Annotated in this window: 15 protein-coding genes and 3 pseudogenes; 13 read left to right on the plus strand and 5 right to left on the minus strand. The window is 65.3% G+C overall.

Annotated features, from left to right (window positions below; genetic code table 11):
• The first annotated feature begins 40 nt into the window (after positions 1-40).
• Positions 41-940, plus strand: coding sequence for an AraC family transcriptional regulator N-terminal domain-containing protein (locus tag ACFVJ3_RS44485; RefSeq protein WP_378458141.1), 900 nt, complete (start codon positions 41-43; stop codon positions 938-940).
• Between the two features lie 152 nt (positions 941-1,092).
• Here the strand turns inward: ACFVJ3_RS44485 and ACFVJ3_RS44490 are convergent, their stop codons facing one another.
• The gene (locus ACFVJ3_RS44490) at positions 1,093-1,854 is read right to left on the minus strand and encodes an ATP-binding protein (protein WP_378458142.1); all 762 of its coding nucleotides are present in this window, start codon (positions 1,852-1,854) and stop codon (positions 1,093-1,095) included.
• A 38-nt stretch (positions 1,855-1,892) separates the two neighbouring features.
• On the opposite strand from ACFVJ3_RS44490, the pseudogene ACFVJ3_RS44495 reads away from it, so the two are divergent.
• The 10 genes and pseudogenes from ACFVJ3_RS44495 to ACFVJ3_RS44540 form a co-directional block, all read left to right on the plus strand.
• Positions 1,893-2,612: pseudogene (locus ACFVJ3_RS44495) on the plus strand (NADP-dependent malic enzyme); the annotation flags it as partial.
• A gap of 1,142 nt (positions 2,613-3,754) precedes the next feature.
• Positions 3,755-5,341, plus strand: a complete 1,587-nt coding sequence (locus tag ACFVJ3_RS44500) for a hydantoinase/oxoprolinase N-terminal domain-containing protein (protein ID WP_378458143.1) — start codon at positions 3,755-3,757, stop codon at positions 5,339-5,341.
• Positions 5,328-6,419, plus strand: coding sequence for a DUF917 domain-containing protein (locus ACFVJ3_RS44505; protein ID WP_378458144.1), 1,092 nt, complete (start codon positions 5,328-5,330; stop codon positions 6,417-6,419). The genes ACFVJ3_RS44500 and ACFVJ3_RS44505 overlap by 14 nt, the downstream gene beginning before the upstream one ends.
• Positions 6,416-7,627 carry an amidohydrolase family protein gene (locus ACFVJ3_RS44510; protein ID WP_378458145.1) on the plus strand — a complete coding sequence of 404 codons (1,212 nt, stop codon included), beginning with the start codon at positions 6,416-6,418 and terminating at the stop codon, positions 7,625-7,627. Before ACFVJ3_RS44505 ends, ACFVJ3_RS44510 begins: the two co-directional genes overlap by 4 nt.
• Before the next feature lie 24 nt (positions 7,628-7,651).
• A complete protein-coding gene (locus ACFVJ3_RS44515) occupies positions 7,652-7,861 on the plus strand; it encodes a hypothetical protein (protein WP_378458146.1) in 210 nt (69 codons plus the stop codon).
• Positions 7,852-8,040, plus strand: coding sequence for a nuclear transport factor 2 family protein (locus tag ACFVJ3_RS44520; protein ID WP_378458147.1), 189 nt, complete (start codon positions 7,852-7,854; stop codon positions 8,038-8,040). Before ACFVJ3_RS44515 ends, ACFVJ3_RS44520 begins: the two co-directional genes overlap by 10 nt.
• A gap of 118 nt (positions 8,041-8,158) precedes the next feature.
• Complete coding sequence (locus ACFVJ3_RS44525; protein ID WP_378458148.1) at positions 8,159-9,487, plus strand: purine-cytosine permease family protein; 1,329 nt, start codon at positions 8,159-8,161, stop codon at positions 9,485-9,487.
• A gap of 207 nt (positions 9,488-9,694) precedes the next feature.
• The gene (locus ACFVJ3_RS44530; RefSeq protein WP_378458149.1) at positions 9,695-10,078 is read left to right on the plus strand and encodes a nuclear transport factor 2 family protein; all 384 of its coding nucleotides are present in this window, start codon (positions 9,695-9,697) and stop codon (positions 10,076-10,078) included.
• A gap of 141 nt (positions 10,079-10,219) precedes the next feature.
• The gene (locus ACFVJ3_RS44535) at positions 10,220-10,855 is read left to right on the plus strand and encodes a helix-turn-helix domain-containing protein (RefSeq protein WP_378458150.1); all 636 of its coding nucleotides are present in this window, start codon (positions 10,220-10,222) and stop codon (positions 10,853-10,855) included.
• A gap of 10 nt (positions 10,856-10,865) precedes the next feature.
• Positions 10,866-11,131, plus strand: a pseudogene (locus ACFVJ3_RS44540) (LexA family protein); the annotation flags it as partial.
• 1,160 nt (positions 11,132-12,291) lie between these two features.
• On the opposite strand, the gene ACFVJ3_RS44545 reads toward ACFVJ3_RS44540, so the two are convergent.
• Positions 12,292-13,017 (minus strand): LysR family substrate-binding domain-containing protein, encoded by a 726-nt coding sequence (locus tag ACFVJ3_RS44545; protein WP_378458157.1) that lies wholly within the window; start codon positions 13,015-13,017, stop codon positions 12,292-12,294.
• A 27-nt stretch (positions 13,018-13,044) separates the two neighbouring features.
• Positions 13,045-13,212, minus strand: a pseudogene (locus ACFVJ3_RS44550) (hypothetical protein); the annotation flags it as partial.
• Between the two features lie 162 nt (positions 13,213-13,374).
• On the opposite strand from ACFVJ3_RS44550, the gene ACFVJ3_RS44555 reads away from it, so the two are divergent.
• Positions 13,375-13,908, plus strand: a complete 534-nt coding sequence (locus ACFVJ3_RS44555) for a 2,4'-dihydroxyacetophenone dioxygenase family protein (RefSeq protein ID WP_378458151.1) — start codon at positions 13,375-13,377, stop codon at positions 13,906-13,908.
• Entirely contained in the window at positions 13,905-14,441 is a 537-nt protein-coding gene (locus ACFVJ3_RS44560; protein WP_378458152.1) for a VOC family protein, read from the plus strand. Before ACFVJ3_RS44555 ends, ACFVJ3_RS44560 begins: the two co-directional genes overlap by 4 nt.
• A 488-nt stretch (positions 14,442-14,929) precedes the next feature.
• Here ACFVJ3_RS44560 and ACFVJ3_RS44565 read toward each other — a convergent pair whose 3' ends face one another.
• Both ACFVJ3_RS44565 and ACFVJ3_RS44570 read right to left on the minus strand, forming a co-directional pair.
• Entirely contained in the window at positions 14,930-15,967 is a 1,038-nt protein-coding gene (locus tag ACFVJ3_RS44565) for an acyl-CoA dehydrogenase (RefSeq protein WP_378458153.1), read from the minus strand.
• Between the two features lie 257 nt (positions 15,968-16,224).
• Positions 16,225-17,541, minus strand: coding sequence for a Rep protein (locus ACFVJ3_RS44570; RefSeq protein ID WP_378458154.1), 1,317 nt, complete (start codon positions 17,539-17,541; stop codon positions 16,225-16,227).
• Positions 17,542-17,698: the final 157 nt, after the last annotated feature.

A 17,698-nucleotide genomic window follows, 5' to 3' on the forward strand; every position in this document is an offset into this window, starting at 1 on the left:
CCAGAGGTCCCAGCTTGGAGGTTTGTGCAAGACTGGATGCATGTCTGCCCTGCATGAAATGCGCGAGCTTCTTGATCGGCACGCACGACCCGACATGAGCACGGCGATCGACGGCATCCAGGTATGCAAATTCACCCATCCTCGCGCTTCGGTGGCCGGGATGTCCGGGACCGTGCTCGCAGTCATCGCCCAGGGCGGCAAACGCCTCGCCCTGGGCGAACGCCTCTACGAGTACAGGCCCGGCGAGTACCTGATCGCCTCTGCCGACCTCCCCGTCACCGGCCATGTCATGGACACCGGGCAGCCCACCCTCGGCTTCGGTATGACGCTCGCTCCCTCAGCCCTTGCCGAACTCCTCCTGGAAGCCGACCCCCGAGACCTGCCGCCCACCCCACGCACCACATCACCCGGCATCGCCGTTTCTACGGCTTCGCCTTCACTGCTGGATGCAATCGTGCGCCTGCTGCGGCTGTTGGAACAGCCTGCAGACCGCAAGATCCTCGCTCCCATGATTAAGCGGGAAATCCTCTGGCATCTCCTGCGAGGGGAGCAGGGAGCCGCCATCCGCCAACTCGGCCTCGCCGACAGTGCACTGGCCCACATCAACCGCGCCGTGCGTCAGATCCGGGAGAACTACGCCACCGCCTTCCGCGTGGAGGACCTGGCGGCAATCGCCGGCATGAGCGTTTCCGCGTTCCACCGCAACTTTCAGGCCGTCACAGGAATGAGCCCGATCCAGTTCCAAAAATGTATTCGCCTGCAAGAAGCCCGGCTCCTGCTAGCAAGCCGCCCCTCAGACATCACCGGTGTGGGCCTCAGCGTTGGTTACGACAGCCCCTCCCAGTTCAGCCGGGAATACCGCCGCATGTTCGGCGCACCGCCCAGCAAGGACACCCAACTCCGCACTCCGCCAGCAGGACTCGTCACTGCGCTGCCTTGAGGCCATCCTTCGCGTGCGCTCCACCGACTGATGGGAGTCGATCAGCGAGCCTTCGACAGGTACTGACCGTCCCACGGCAGGCTGATCACTATGTCGCTTGCCAGGGTGATGGGACCACCTCGTTGCCACGAGCATGGGACCACCCGAAGGTGTCATCGAGCATCGACCTCGCCTTCTGAACTGTCAACCACGCCATGCCCGGGGCGGGTGCGTTGCCGGTAGGACGGTCCCTCGATGACGAGGGTGTGTGCCGAGGAGGTGAGCCGGTCGATCGCCGACTGCGCGAGCAGGGCGTCGGTGGTCATCGACAGCCGTTCGGAGGGCTCCCTGTTCGAGCTGACGATCGTCGCCTTGCGGCGGTGGCGCTCGACGACCAACTCGTAGAAGTCGTTGGTCTCGGTGGCGTCCAGGGGCCGAAGCGCGAAATCGTCGAGGACCAGGAGATCGACGGTGGCGATGCGCCGCATCTCCGCCTCGACCGAGTTGTCGAGCCGGGCGGCGCGCAGCCGGGCGAACAGCTTGTCGGCGCGGGCGCAGAGCACCGTCATCCGCCGCCGGATCGCGACGTGCCCGAGGGCGGTCGCCAGGTGCGTCTTTCCGACCCCGACCGGTCCCAGAACCAGAACCGAGTGGCCGGCCTCGGCGAACCGCAGCGACACCAGATCTGAGAGCAGGGATCGGTCGTAGCGGAGGTCGTCGAGGGCGTTCCAGGTGTCGATTCGCATCGACTGATCCAGACCGGCCTTCGCCGACCGCAAAGTGGCCGAGCGTGATTCCCGCCGGGACACCTCGTCGGCGAGGAGCAGCTCCAGGAACGCGACTTGGCTGAGCTGGTGCTGGCGGGCAAGCGCGAGTCGCTCGGGCAGGGTGTCCTTGAGGGCGCCGAGTTTGAGTGTTTTGTGAAGGGCGATCATGTCGGCGCCGATCGGATCGACCGGCCCCGCGGGGGCGGGTGGGGGCGTTGGACTGCCCGGTCATGCACGACGACCAGCACGGCACCGCCATCGTCGTCCTGGCCGCGCTCGAGGGTGCGGTCAAGGTCCAGAACCGGGAGCTGTCCGAGCTGCGGGTGGTGATCTCCGGTGCCGGCGCCGCCGGTGTGGCCTGCGCGAACATCCTGCTCGCCGCCGGGATCGCGGATGTGACGGTCCTCGACTCCAAGGGCATCGTCTCCAAGGACCGCCAGGACCTGAACGAGGTCAAGGTGGATCTGGCCGCGCGCACCAACCCGGCCGGCCGCCGCGGCGGCATCGTCGAGGCGTTGGACGGGGCGGATGTGTTCCTCGGGGTGTCCGCGGGCACGGTGCCGGAGGAGCTGATCAGGGCGATGGCAGAGGGTTCGATCGTGTTCGCGTTGTCGAACCCGGACCCGGAGATCCACCCGGACATCGCCCGCAGGCATGCGGCGATCGTGGCGACCGGGCGCAGTGATTTCCCGAACCAGATCAACAATGTGCTGGCCTTCCCCGGGGTGTTCCGTGGTGCGCTGGACGCCGGTGCCCGCCGGATCACCGAAGGTATGAAGCTTGCCGCCGCCGAGGCAATCCTCTCGGTCGTCGGTGACGAGCTGGCTGTGGACAAGGTCGTTCCCAGCCCGCTCGATCCTCGCGTCGCCCCCGCTGTTGCGGAGGCAGTCGCCGCCGCTGCTCGTGCAGAAGGCGTCACCGACTAGCGAGAATCCACCCGAACACTCCGATCCGGCTAACCGGCGGGCCGCTGCGCACCCTGCTCGCTATCGAGATCCTTCGCAGCGTCGCTGGCGACGGCGCAGCTCAGTTCATGGTGTGGACGCTCTCCCGTGTGTGGTGCTGGCAGGACCCGTCCGTCGTCTTGAGTCCGCAGTGCAGCAGGCCGCCCGCGGATTGTTTGGTGGATTGCTTGGTGCCAGATGGAGGTGGGTCATCCTTTACGGCGTGGAGGGTGATGCACGGTGCATCACACCGGATGTTGCCGTTAACGTTCTCTGGCGCGCCGACGGGGCAGTGGGGTGGTGAGTGCGGTTCTGCCGGATGTGGTGTGGGCAATGTCGTGGTGGGGTTGGTCTCGGGGGTTCGACCGCAGAGGTCCGGATACGAAGGTCGTCACCTTCCGAGTTCTGTATCAGTGCCGTTGATAGCCGGGAACGGGTGGCCGTTGTCGGCGTCAAGCCGCTTGTGGTGGCTTGGAGTCGATGATGTTGTGCCAGAGTATTGTCCAGTCCGCTTGTCGCGGCCAGAGCGGGTGGGTCCACGGTTGCGTGTAGTCGACCTGGAGAATTCCACGACCGAGAATCTGGTGCCTGCGTAGGTTCGTTCTGAGTAACCGTGCGTACTCGCTCCTACTGCCGCCCTTTGGCTGGCCACGCCTTTCGGGCTTGGAGATTGGTCCGGCTATACGCCGCGGTGAGTTGCTCGATGGTTTGGGCGTGGCAGTCAGTTTGGTGGAGTGCGTGCCGGAGTGCGTCGTGGAATCGGTTCTTGGACATTCCGAAGGTGACGAGGATGTCTTCGTCGGATGCTCCTCCGTACGGCGCCCAGGTGTGGGCGAAGTGGATAAGTTCGGCGTTTTCGTCTCGGGGGCTTAGGCGTTCGTTGCGGGTGCGGTCCCATTGCCTTCTTCGGCGTAATCGTCGGTAGTTGTCGATTTGGTCGTCGTTCTTGGTGGCCTCTTGCGGGGGTGCGGGGTGTGGGCGGCTGTGGCGGTTGTTGGGCATGTCGGTCCTGGGTGGGTAGCTAGTTGACGGGTCTGTGTGATGGTGCTTACACTGATTTCCAGTTTACTGGATAGGAATCCAGTTTGTAGAACCCAATGAGGGTGAACTTGAAGGGAGATCCCATGCGGATCGGCATCGATGTCGGTGGCACCAACACCGACTCGGCGGTGCTGGACGGCACCCGGGTGGCAGTGTGGGCGAAGACTCCGACGACAGCGGATGTGCTGGATGGAGTCGCGGCCGTACTGCGAAACGTTGCCAGCCAGGTAGATATGGGTGCGGTCGACGCGGTCAATATCGGCACCACGCACTTCGTGAATGCCCTAGTCGAGGTACGCGGGCTCGCACCGGTGGTCGCGATTCGGCTGGCGACGCCGCCGCAGACGCTCGAACCCATGGTCAACTGGCCGGTGGCGCTGCGCGATGCGGTACTCGGTGAGGTCCACGTGTGTGCGGGCGGCCACCAGTTCACCGGGGTTCCGATGCAGCCGCTGGACGTTGAGGCGCTGCGGAAGATTGCAAGGTCGGCGACGGCCAGAGGTTTGCGGCAGTTCGCGGTGAGCTCGGTGTTCTCTCCGGTGAACGCGGAAGGGGAGCGGCTGGCCGCCGACATCATCAGGGCGGAGTGCCCGGAGGCGTCGGTGACCTTGTCGCATGAGATCGGCCGACTTGGCATTCTCGAGCGGGAGAACGCTGCGATCCTCAATGCCGCGTTGCGGCCGCTGGCGGCGCACGTCGTCGCCGGGTTTGCGTCGGCGATGGCGGAAGTCGGGTTGTCGGTGCCGCTGAATGTGTCGCAGAACGACGGCACGGTGATGGGTCTCGAACTCGCGCGGGAGTTCCCGATGCTGACCTTCGCGTCCGGGCCGACGAACTCGATGCGGGGCGCGGCGTTCGAGGTGGGCGCGGGTGACTGTGTGGTGGTCGATGTGGGCGGAACTACCACGGACATCGGCCTGTTGCAGGGTGGCTTTCCTCGGGAGTCCGCGCTCGCGGTCGATGTGGCCGGGGTGCGCACAAACTTCCGTATCCCGGATGTCGTCTCCCTCGCGATCGGCGGTGGGAGCATTGTCCGCGGCGACAGCGACAGCGACACAGTCACCGTGGGCCCGGACAGCGTCGGGCACCAGCTGACCGAACGGGCGCTGGTGTTCGGTGGTGACACGCTCACCTTGACCGATGTGGCAGTCGCCGCGGGGGTGGCCGTGGTCGGAGACCCGGCACTGGTCACCGACCTGGACCCGTCCGTCGTCGACGCCACCCTCCGACTCGTCAGGACCCGGATCGCGGAAGCGATCGACAAGGCGAAGCTGCAGGCGGGCGATGTTGCGGTTGTCGCCGTGGGCGGCGGGGCGTTCCTCGTCGGTGACCGGATGCCTGGAGTCGCGGAGGTTACCCGTCCCGCCCATGCTCCGGTAGCCAACGCCGTCGGAGCCGCGGCGGCGAACGTCAGCGGTGAAATCGACCAGCTCTATTCACTGATGACACAGACCCGGGACGAGGCACTTGCCGATGCCCGCGCTCAGGCAGTGGCCAAGGCAGTCCACGCCGGCGCCGCGGTCGATACGGTACGCATCGTCGACGAGGAAGACATCCCGTTGGCCTACCTCGAGGACAGCGCCGCGATTCGCGTGCGGGTCCGCGCAGTCGGCGACCTGCCCGCGACTGAATCGAACAACAGTAAGGACAGCGTCGATGTTGCTGGATGAGGAACTGCTCGAAGACATGGCCATCGGTGCGACGATCCTGGCGGTCGGCGGCGGGGGTGACCCCTACATCGGCAAACTGCTCGCGCGCGAGGCGATCCGAAAGTATGGGCCGATTCCGGTGATCGATCTCGCCGACGTCCCAGACGACGCCCGTCTGGCATTCGTTGCCGGGCTCGGAGCGCCCGGGGTGGTGAACGAAAAACTGCCCCGCGCAGAGGAAATCATCGCCGCGGTCGAGGTTCTCGAGGATCATCTCGGGTACCGGTTCACGCACTTGGTGCCCGGCGAGACGGGCGGGCTGAACGCAATCTTGCCGGCCACCGCCGCGGCCGCCCACGGCATTCCCATGGTCGATGCCGACGGTATGGGTCGCGCATTTCCCTACATGGACCTGGTCACACCCACGTTGCACGGCGGGCGGATCAGTCCGATGTCGATCGTCGACGAACACGGCAACCGCATTGTTCTCACCAGCGAAACGAACGCGTGGGCCGAGGCGATCGGGCGTGCGGCGATGGTCGCCTCCGGGTGCATGACGATGACTGCGCTCTACCCGATGACCGGCGCCCAGGCCAAACAGTGGCTGGTCGGCGGCACGGTCAGTCTGGCTGCCCGGCTCGGCAGGACGGTCAGGACCGCGCGCGCCGATCACCGCAATCCCGTCGACGCGATCGTCGACGAACACGGCGCCGTCCGGCTCTTCGACGGCAAGGTCGTCGACGTGGCCCGACGCATCGAAGGCGGGTGGAACCGCGGCGAGGCCGTCCTCGACGGCATCGACGCATTCGGTGGACAGTCCATGCGAGTGGGCTTCCAGAATGAGTACCTGATCGCGACGCTCGACGGCGAAACCGTGGCCACCACACCTGACCTGATCATGACTGTAATCCTCGAGACCGGCGAACCGATCCCCGCCGAGGAGATCCGTTACGGATACCGGGTCGCGGTTCTCGGGTTGTCGAGTGACCGGCAATGGCGGACCGCTGACGGCCTCGCCCTGGCCGGTCCGCGCAGATTCGGCTACGACCTCGACTTCGTCCCCGTCTGCACCCCGGACGCCGGAAGGTCAGCGTCGTGAGTGGTCCGGGCCGGATCGTCCTGCATGGCTGTCAGGTTATCGACGGCACGGGCGCCGCGCCCGCGGCCGCCGATGTCGTCATCGAAGACGGCATTATCGTCGATGTCGGTCGGGGCCTTGACGGCGACGAAGGCGTCGACGTGAGTGGGCTGACGGTGATGCCTGGCTTCATCGACTGCCATGTGCACACGGTGTTCTCCGGTGTCGACCAGCAACGGATGCTGCAGGAGCCGTTCTCCTACCAGTTCTACGCAGCGGCCCGAAACATGGCACTGACACTGGACACCGGCGTGACCACCGTGCGTGACGCCGGCGGCGCCGACCTCGGCATGAAACAGGCAGTCGCCGACGGTTTGATCGAGGGCCCCCGATTGCTCACCGCAATCACGGTCCTCGGCCAGACCGGCGGACACACCGACGGCTGGTGTGCCAGCGGCGGCTGCGTTCCCTTGCTCCAGCCGCATCCCGGGCGTCCCGGCATGATCGTCGATGGCCCCGACGAGATGCGTCGCAGGGTCCGTGAGCTAGTTCGTGCCGGTGCCGACACCATCAAGATCTGCACCTCGGGAGGGGTCATCTCGCCCCGCGACGATCCCCGGCACGCCCACTTCAGCGCAGAGGAACTCGATATCTGCGTCGCGGAGGCCACGGCCGCCGGGCTCGACGTCATGGCGCACGCGCAGGGCGCACAAGGGGTGAAGAACGCGATCCGGGCCGGTGTCCACTCGATCGAGCATGGTGTGTTCCTCGACGACGAGGCCATCGATCTTCTCGTGGAGACCGGCACCTGGCTCGTGCCCACCCTGATGGCCAGTCACGCGTTGCTCGGGGCGGCGGCCGCGGGGACTCGACTCCCGCCCGTTGTGCTCGACAAGGCCCGCGCCGCCGCGGACCAACACCAGATCTCGATCGCCCGGGCCGTCGACGCGGGGGTTCGCATTGCGATGGGCACCGACAGTGGTGTCTTTCCGCACGGCGACAACCTCGACGAACTCGACTTCCTCCACACCGCAGGCATGACGCCCCTGGGTGCGTTGACCTCTGGCACCTCCGCCGCCGCCCAACTGCTCGGGATCGGCGACACGGTCGGAACAGTCCAGCCCGGGAAACTCGCCGACCTCGTGTGCGTGGAAGGCGACCCACTCGATCTCGTCGGCTATCGGAAAAAGATCACCCAGGTCTGGCAGCGCGGGCACCGTCGCCGTTGATCTTGCGCAAAGAAAGAACCGACCATGCCACTAATACCTGCGCCGGCCGAGGTCCTCCAACTGGCCACCGACTGGTTCAATGCAGCCTTGAGTCGTGACCGAGACTTCGTCACCGCACACACCAGCACGCTGACGGACGACTGGATCGTCACCATCGGATCCGAACCGTACGCGCACTATCGGTTCGACGATCTCCTCACGCACCTGGGCGAGGTCCCCCACGTATGTCAGTGACCGCGGCGCCACGCGGATTCGTCGACGAAGACACGGCCTGGACAGTCGATTTCCCCGAAGTCGACATGCACCACGACGGTGTGATCACCGCCCGGCACACCGTCGTCATGCGCCGCGTCGACGGCGCCTGGAAGGTCGCGCACTCACACCTGTCCGAAGGCGTCAAACGCCTCCTCTGACCCCACCATCTCGCCCCGCACCCCACCAGGACGCGTTCCGGATCCTGCGCGGGGCGGTCACTCCGGGCTGAAGCGCGCCCGCGCCCAGCCTCGTTCGCCCGCACCAAGGAGAGCCACTATGGCATCGAACGGCACTGACGATTACGCGTTGGACCGCGTGCCCGACACCGGCCGACGGGCGTGGTTCGGCATCGCCGTCCAACGCTTCGGACAAATATCCGCGCTGACCCAGTTCCTGGTCGGCGCCATGCTCGGATTCCGAATGGAATTCTGGAACGCCGTCCTGGCACTGACTCTGGGCGCCATCGTCATCGAACTGGCGGCGATCCTCATCGGCATCATCGGTGTGCGCGAGGGACTGTCGACCACACTGCTGGCCCGATGGACTGGCCTCGGTACCGGGGGCGCGGCCCTGCTATCGCTGATGCTCGGATTGGCGATCACCGCTGGCTTTGGTGTCCAATCGGGGATCGCCGCCCAGGGCCTCGCCTCACTGTTCGGCGCCCTTCCCGTCTGGGCCTGGGCGGTAATCTCAGGCCTGGTAGTCACCGTGATCGTCGTCTACGGCATCTCGTCTCTGGCGTGGACCGCCTACCTCGCAGTGCCGCTGTTCCTCGTGCTGGTCACCTGGTCGATAACCAGCGAACTGCTCCGCCACCCGCTCTCCGAGGTGATCGGATCGCTGCCGGCAGGCCCACCGATGTCGCTGATCGCCGGCGCCACCTTCGTGGCCGGATCCTTCTTCGTCGGAGCAGTGATCACCCCCGACATGTCCCGGTTCAACCGCAGCGTCGCAGACGTCATCAAACAGACCGTCGTCGGTATCACACTCGGCGAATACGTCGTCGGTGTCGCCGGGATCCTCCTCGCCCTCGCCGCACGCACTTCGGATGTCGGCGCGATCGTCCTATCCTCGGTCGGATGGGTAGGAGTGCTGGTCATCGTGCTCGGCACCGTCAAGATCAACGACTGGAATCTGTACAGCGGCAGCCTCGCCGTGGTCAATTGCATTGAGACGATCGTCGGTCGACGCGTTCACCGTGCGACGGTTACCGTCGTCCTCGGTGCCGTTGGAACCGGTGCCGCCGCAGCAGGAATCCTGGGCTGGTTCGTCGAGCTCTCCTCGGCCCAGGGCTATGTGTTCGCCCCCGTCGGCGGCATCATGGTCGCCGAATACTTCGTGGTCAAACGGTGGCGGGCCGACCTCGACCGCACTCGTTTCGCCGCGACCCTTCCCGACTCCGCCCCGCGCTGGGTACCGGCCACCATCGTCGTGTGGGTGCTATCCGCACTGTGTGGGGCGCTGGTCCCGGTCGGCATACCTCCGGTGAACGCCTTCGCCTTCGCGTTCGTGTCGTACGTGGTCGCGGGGAAACTGGGCCTGGTGACCGCGTTCGGGGGATATCACCGCACCGAGCGCCTGCCCGCTGAGATGAGTAGCGTCTGACTCGTCACGGCCCTGGACGACGTGTGCTGATCGGGACATAGGCTGCGATCCCGGCATCGACGGGAGCACGGTACCGCGGACGCTCGGCCGGATCGTTCTCACCGACGCGCGCCTGGAACGACCCGGCTCCGTCCGGACTCTAGTCGCTGCGGTCCAAACACCCGTCCACCCAACAGACTCCACACAATCACCAATAAGGACACCGAGATGGAACATGCGACACCGGATGTCGTGACAATCGCCCGAGACTTGATTGCCGCCGGTCATGCACGCGACGGGGCGAAAGTCGCCTCGTTGTCCGAACCACCGGATGACACCGCAATCTTCACCGTGTCGTCGGCGCCCGACTCGAACCTGACACTTCAGGCGCTGCTCGACCATTTCAACGATTACCCGCCATGCGCACTGATCGGCTCTCAGCCCGCCGGTTACATGTACGGCGACTCCGCATGGGTCTTCGACAACCCCAGCGTGGTCGTCCCCGGCGAAGGCGCGATCTCGATCCGGATCACCGTCGTACTGCACAAATTCGCAGAGGGCTGGAAAGTCGTACACGCACATCTGTCCGAGGGCGTCGCCCACCTCGAATGACGAACCATCCGGATCACGGAATCCTTCTCCGGCGGTGGTGGTGGTCCGACCGGCGGCGCAGGTACCACCACCGTCCTCCGAAGCCGCGGCGAGTGCGAGTCGTTCGGTAACCGCGCCGGCCTTGTTTGATAAACTAGAATAATGTCCAGCAAACTGGAAGACGTGTCGGATCCTACGGTGAGCAATGCCCTAAACCCGTCGGAGGGGGAACCGTCGATCGGTCCCGCGCTCCGGGAAGTTCGACGGCGGCGAGGGCTGTCGCTACAGCAGGTCGCACTCGCTACCGGAATCTCGAAATCGTTTCTATCCCTGGTCGAAAACGGAACGAACGACATCACGTTCGGCCGACTACGCCGGCTGATTGACCTTTACGGGATCGATATCGCCGACCTCCTTCCCGTTCAGTCATCCACCGAGACGGCGGTACGGCGCAGTGATCGCAAGAAGCTCTACTCACCGGCCGACGGCATCGACATCTACCTCGCGTCGCCCGACACCCGTGGCGACCTACTCGCCGGCATCGCCCACCTAGCCCAAGGGTCGGCCATGACCGAAGACGCCACCCACCCCGGCGACGAATGGGTCCATGTGACCAGCGGAGTGATCGACCTCGTCCTCGACCACGGCGTCACCACTGTCAGACTGCAGGCCGGCGACAGCGCATACCTGCGAGCCGGGCGCGCGCATCGGTTCAGCGCACGCACCGAAGAACAGGCTGAGGTCATCACCGTGCTTGCGCAAGGCTCGCGATGGCGTCCGTCCAGCGAAACGCACTGACTGCACTAGCATGTCGAGGGAGGCCAATCGTTCAGAGACCCGCTCGTGGTCGCACGCCTCCACCGTGACCAAGGGAATGTTGTCACCCCTACGATTCTTCGGCTGACCGATTACGACGGCCTCGACATGTTCGGCGGCCTCGACGCCTCCACCCTGCCATCCCGCCAGCAGCGGATTCTGGCAACGATCCGGGACTGGGTGGCTGCACACGGATACACGCCGAGCACCCGACAGATCGGGGACGCGGTGGGCACGCCGTTGAGGTCCTCTTCGGCCCAGCGAGCGTACGAGTAAGGTTTCGACGCGTAGACGGCGAGTTCGTCAGGCAGTTGAGCGCCGATGTAGGCATACGCTTTGAGCGCCTTGTAGTACTTGGCACCGGGCGCGGATGCCCGGCAAGGGACGTCGAGGGATCCAGATGCGCTCCCCGGGCCTCGGGGTGGGTATCAGCCGGCGCGGCGCTGGCTCGTTTGGGCTTGGAGCGTCGCTGGGTGGTCTTCCGTACGGCCATGAGCGTCGGCTATTCCCAGGGCGAATCGCCGGGGTCGACGACGTCGACTGCGGCCGGTGTGGCGGCGGCTGGCGCCGAGGAATCGCGGGCTGTGACAGCGGGCGCGGGGGCCGGTGCAATGGCAGGTCGATAATCTACGTCGATAGTCTCCACAACCTCAGGTTCGGCCGACGGTTACAACGCTGTCGACTCTGTATTGGTTTGCGGCGCAGCCACGAAGCCTGGCGGGTCGATCTCGATCGGCAGTTTCGACGACAATCCGAGGATCATCGCCCCGCATAGCGCATAGCGCATAGCGCATAGCGCATAGCGCATAGCGCATAGCGACCGCGAACATCGCATCGAAAGATCGCCCACGCTGTGCTGGGATCCGCGGCCGCTGCCTTCATCGCGTCCGCGACGGCACGCAGCGTATCCGGATCGCCGGCCACCGCGGCGCGCGCATCGTTGGGGTCGATCAGGCCACACACTTGACGTTCCGTGCCATTCTCGGCCTGGCTTGCTTTGGATCGCATCCTTGATGACGTTCGATAGGGCCCACTGGCGCCTGATACAGAATTCCCTTGCCTGAGGTCCGACCCGCGGGCCTCCATTGACAAGGGAAAGATGAACTCACCACAGAACTTCATCGCCACCGGCGCAGCATCCGGAATCGGACTCGCCATCGCAGAACGACTGATCGCGGCCGGCGCCGGCCCAGCCGGACGAGCTCGCTTCTCCGGCAGTGTTTCCTGGCATCGGACGAGGCAATTACGTGACCGGCACTAGCTTGGCCGTCGACGGCGGCTCCGAAGTCGGCAGCTTCCCTGGCCTGAGCTGACCAACGACTCCTCACATTGTCAGACGGTCCCGGATCAGGTGCCTCGTCATCGAGGATCCGACCAGGGGACCGTCTGACTTGCTTTCCCATCCACACGCGATCGCGTCACTCGTGCCTATGCCGGTCGTCTCTGAACTTCGTGGCACCGTCGATCAGGGCACGTGTGCCCGCGCTCAGGTCGTCCCGCCGTGTGCAGAGGCACACCGCTGACCGCGGTGCATCCCTGACCGGCACGAAGACGACGCCCTCATGCCGTCTTGTGTCGTCGACGAATTTGCTGGTAATCACCATCGCCGCTCCACTCGCCACCACCTCGAGCATCTCGTCCATGGTGCGTACCGACGGGCCGTAAATCACCGGCCGACCACTCGGCCGCGGGTCGCACGCCCACCACCTGACCCATTCGGGGTCGGCGCCGTCCGACCGGACATGCGGTTCGTCGTCGAGATCGCCCAGGTCGACGTAGTTGCGGCCCGCGAGCGCATGCCCAACCGGAAGCGCCGCGACACGCGCCTCGTCACACAGCACGTCGAGTCGGAGTCCGGACCGGTCGGACATCGGTGGACGGAGGATCGATGCGTCGACCTCACCTGATCGGACCGTGCTTGCCAAATCGGCCCATTGAAGCTCGACCAAGGCCACCTCGAGTCTCGGCCGGCGCTCTCTCACGAGTTCGAGAAAACGACGGGTCGGCCCGGCAAGGGAGGCCGCCATGAACCCCAGTCGAACTGGCGGAATCTCCGACGTCGCCGCCTCCACCGCGCGTCGTGCGGCGGCCAGGACTGCCCGGGCCTCGGGCAGGAACCGGCGCCCGGCTGCCGTCGGCTGCAACGGATGCGCCGATCTGTCGATTAATTCGACGCCCAACTGCTTTTCGAGCCTCTTGAGCTGCTGACTTAATGCAGGCGTGCTGATAAGAGTTTCTCTGACGCGCGGCCGAAATGCCCCTCTTCGATCACCGAGACGAAGTATGCGACGAGCCTCAGATTTAGATCGTCCACCTGGCCACCGAACCTTTTTCTGCACCTCTGACCTGCCGCGATAACCAGCAGGTTAACGAACTGAAATCAAATGTAATGGACATCACATTCATTACCGAGGAGATTCTAAATCACTCCCGAGGCCACCCGGACCACGGCAGCCACATCACAATTCCGGGCATTCTCCCCACGAAGATTGGATGCGATCATGCGCATTGCAGGCCCCGACTACTGGATGACCAATCCCGGCATCACCCCAAAGGGAGTGCGGAAGGAATTCATCGATCCCGAGCAGATCCCGTGGACCGATTGGCTCATGCCCGGCACCCGTTTCAAGCTCCTCTACTGCAACCTCGTCACCGGATCGTTCACTGTCATCCTGCAGGTCGACGCCGGCAGCGTCGCGCCGCCGCACTGGCACATCGGCAACGTCCAGGCGTACATCATCGACGGCGGCTTCTACTACGAGGAGGACGACAAGGGCGAGACCGGGATGTACACGTGTGAGGTCGCGGGTGCCGTCCACTCTCCGACGTCGCCGCAGGGCACGACGATGCTCGCCATGGTCGACGGCCCGATCGCCGGTTACGCGCCCGAGGGAGAGCTCGGCGCCATCGCGGACGCCCGCCTGCATTACTACATCGCTGCGGCGAACGACGCCGTCGGCCACACCCAGCTCGTCGACTACGCGACCGATCCGTCGGTCGGCATGCACAGCATGGTCCCCGAGGCCGCGAAGTGAAGTGCTCGGTCGGTCCGGTCCGGCAGCTCGGCTACGCGGTCACCGACATCGACGCCGAACTCGACTACTGGACGAACAGGCGGGGCGTCGGCCCGTTCTTCGTCGTCGAGCACGCCCCGTTCGAGGACGTTCACTACCTCGGACAGAGCGTCGAGATCGATTTGACCGTCGCGATCGCCTACAGCGGATCCATGCAGATCGAGCTCATCCAGCAGAACGACGCCGGCCCGTCGCCCTACCGCGACTTCATCGCTGAGCACGGCCCGGGACTGCATCACCTCGCGGTGTTCGCCGACGACTTCGACGACACGGTTCTGCAGGCACAGGCGTCGGGCGAGGCGGCCACCTTCACCGGCAGCATCAGCGGATTCGGCCGGTTCGCCTACTTCGACACGGCAGGTCAGCACCTCGCCGTCGAGATCGGTGACGTCGGAGGCGGAACGGGCGTGACGGAGATGTTCGCAGCATTCGAAGAAGCCGCGAAGAGCTGGGACGGCTCCGACCCGGTCAGGGTCGTCAACCCGGCGGTCTGATTCGCACCACTTCCGTTTCCCGCACCCGGTCGGAACGTCGGCTGCCGGCCTGGTAGTGAGACACCGGGCTGGCGGCCAGACGGGGATCGCACTGAGTGTGGAGTATCGGAAGCTTCGATCCTGGTTTGACGACGACTTCGAGGGCAACGTCGATGGGGTTCCCTGCGGCCGCCTGAAGTTCCGGTGGGGGCGACGTCGATGCCTTCGAGGGCGCAAGCATAACTGGCCGAGATTCGCTAAGTCGCCGATGCGCGAACTGGTCGTCCCGGGGTAGATAGCACTGACGGCGGGTTGGGGTGATGCACCGTGCATCACGGTGGGCGGCGACCTGGCGGACGATTCTTCTGGTTCGAGCGCTGTTCTGCTGACTGATCAGATCCGTCTGATCGCCGGTTCCGGTGGAGCGAGACGCGGAGGCTTGCGATGGGAGTGAGGGTGTGAGTAGTCGGGTTTGGGTTCGCCGTCATGCGTCTCGGTCGGCGGTTCCACTAGGGAGTGCGTGCGGTCAGGATGCGGGACTTGATTTCCGGGGTGGTGGTGCAGACCATGCTGAAGGCGGCTTCCCGGACCAGCCTCTCGGCGGGTTCACCGCGTTGGACGGATGGGCTTCCTGCGGCGGTGGCGACGTAGTTGGCCGCGATGACGGCGAATTGGCTGGCGCGGGCGCGGGCGTCGTAGATGTCTCCGTTGCCGGTGGCCGCGTTGTTGAGGGCCTCGCGGATGGTGATGTGTGTTTCCCACAGTTGTGGGGAGGGGTGTCCGATGCGGTCGGCTTCGGCCAGGCATGATCGTGCCACGCCGAGGGCGAGGGAGCCATTGATCCGGAGAATCGCCCGGTCCGCGATGCTGAGTCCGCCGCGACGAGCCTTTCGGACGTGGATGACTGCGGTGTGGGGGACGTGGTGTCCGTTGAAGGTCAGTGCGACGGTGTTGGATGCGTCGGCCGCGGACAGGCAGATTCGGTTCGCGTGGACAGTCGGTCCGTCGGTCGCGTCCATGAGGAAGGTGACGGTTTTCTGGCCTCGGGTGTCGTATGCGGTGACACCGATGACGTCGACGAGGCCCCATCCGGTCACGAACGGCGCCCGCCCGGAAATGGTGTATCCATCGTCTGTTTCGGTCGCGACTATAAGGGGGTTCTCCGGGTTCGCGTAACCGCTGCCGGACACCCCGGATCTGACGGCGCCGCTCTGCAGGTCGGCGAGATAGCGTGCCTTGAGGGTGTCGTTTCTCGACATCACCATTCGGAGCAGGGTGCCATGGTGCTGGGCCCAGACGAAGGCGGTTGCCAGGCAGCCGCTGACGAGGATTTCGCCGACGTCCGCGAGGGTGTTGACGGGATCTGTGGTGGCGAAGGCGAGGGTGTTGACGGGATCTGTGGTGGCGAAGGCGAGGCCGTAGAAGCCCCGGTCGCGTAGTGCGGCGAAGTGCGATAGCGGGATCCTCCCCGACCTGTCGACCTCCGTCGCCGCTGGTCGCAGCACCTCGTCGGTGAGGTCCTGCGCTTGCTGCACCCAGTCCGTCATGGCTGACACCGTATCCACACTGAGCCGCACCCCGCCGACGCACTCCAACGGTGGGCGGACGCCGTGAGACTCGCCCAGCTTCCGAGATCTCGCCCAACTGCGGCAGCGGTCCACTGCCGCAACGTCGATCGAGATGTTCCCCAGATCGCCTCCGGTGTTGCCCGACAGCAGTAACAGTCGGTCCGTCACCCGAGGTGCGGCGGCTCGATGACATTGGAGGACTACCCGCGAAACGGGTGAACGTCCCTCTGGACGGCTCATCGGAGATCAACTGCGCGACGTGTGGTGTGACGCAGGGTCCGGCGGATCTGATCGAGGGCGGCTTCCCGCTGCTCCGGGGTTGCTTGCATCGCGTTGCGATGGTGGATCGCGGTGCGGCGGACGTGTTGTTCGCGGCGGCGCCGGGCGTCGGCCGTGGTGCGGTGCAGGCTGGGAGAGGAGCCGGTCCAGTCGATGTGGGTCAGTCGCCAGCGGAGGAGGGCGACCGGTGAGCTAATCCGGTCTGCGGTAGGCCAGGTCCACCCGCGTTGGACGGTGTCGCGGTCGAGGGCCTGTGCGATGTCATGGCCGGTCCAGTGGGTGGTGTCGATGCCGGCGGCCTTGATGGCGTCGCAGAGGTGCCCGATGTGCCGGTGTGCGGTGAGTCCGGGTGCGCGGGCGATGAGGGTGGCGGCGGCTCGTTGCACGTGGATGGGTCGGGGTTGTGGGGTGGACGTGTGGTGCCTCGCGTGTGCGCGTTGGTGAGTACTACGTAACGAAAGATTATGTGAAGGAACGTAAGTACTGGGGGATAGGGTGTCAGCGCCGGTGGCCTGGGGGTGAGATGTGGTGGCCGCGGGGTTGGGCTGTTGGGGTCGGGTGGTGCGGTGGCTTTCGAGGCGTCGGGTGGCGCGGGTGCGGCGCGGACGCGGTGGTCGTTGTGGGGGTGGGGGTGTGGCGTCGACGATGTGTTTCGGGGAGCTGAGTGCCCAGACGGATGCTGCTTGGTGTTGTTGGCCGCCGTGGTGGAGTTCTGCGGCCATGTACTCGTGGGTGCGCAGGGTGCGGCCGCGTTCGACTTCGATGCCCATGTTGAGTGTTTTGAGGACTCGGCGGGCGCGGTTGACGACGGAGAGTGAGACGCCTGCGTGGTGTGCGATGAGTTGCCGGGATGCGGTGACACCGCGGCCGGTGGTGGAATCCGCGAATCGGGCGTGGGCTGCGGCGACGGCCATCAGGCGTTCGATGCCGATGCTGTGGGCGGTGAGTGCTGCTCTACCGGTGATGGTGTGGGTGATGTGGTGGCGGAGTTGGCGTGACCATTCGGTGCGGCCGGACCAGACGGGGATGGTGGCTTCGCATCCGGGTGTGGTGGGGAGGGTGAAGGATCGGCCGCGTTGCCCGGTGTCGCGGTTGTATTCGTGGAGTTTGTTGATGGCTTGGGTGGCGGCGTGGACGGACGCTTCCCAGGTGTCGACTTCTGCCGACTGCGGAATGTGCGTACCGCCGTGGACGGATGACCGGATGTCGGTGGGCGAAACGGGTTGTGTAGGTGCTGATTCAGCGCATGCGTTAGCATCAGACGTACCTGCCACAGGTAAGTCCCTTCGGGGAATGCAGTACGAGTGTCGGAAGCGGGTAACTTCCGGCACTCACCCTCAGCTTGTTATTTAACCTGGTTGGGTTTCACTTTTTGGCTCCGTGATGTCGATTTTCGTGCGTTTCCCGACGTGATGGTGCTGGGCGGGGCGG

This window comes from Rhodococcus sp. NPDC127593 (assembly GCF_042671975.1).
Classification (GTDB): Bacteria; Actinomycetota; Actinomycetes; order Mycobacteriales; family Mycobacteriaceae; genus Rhodococcus_F.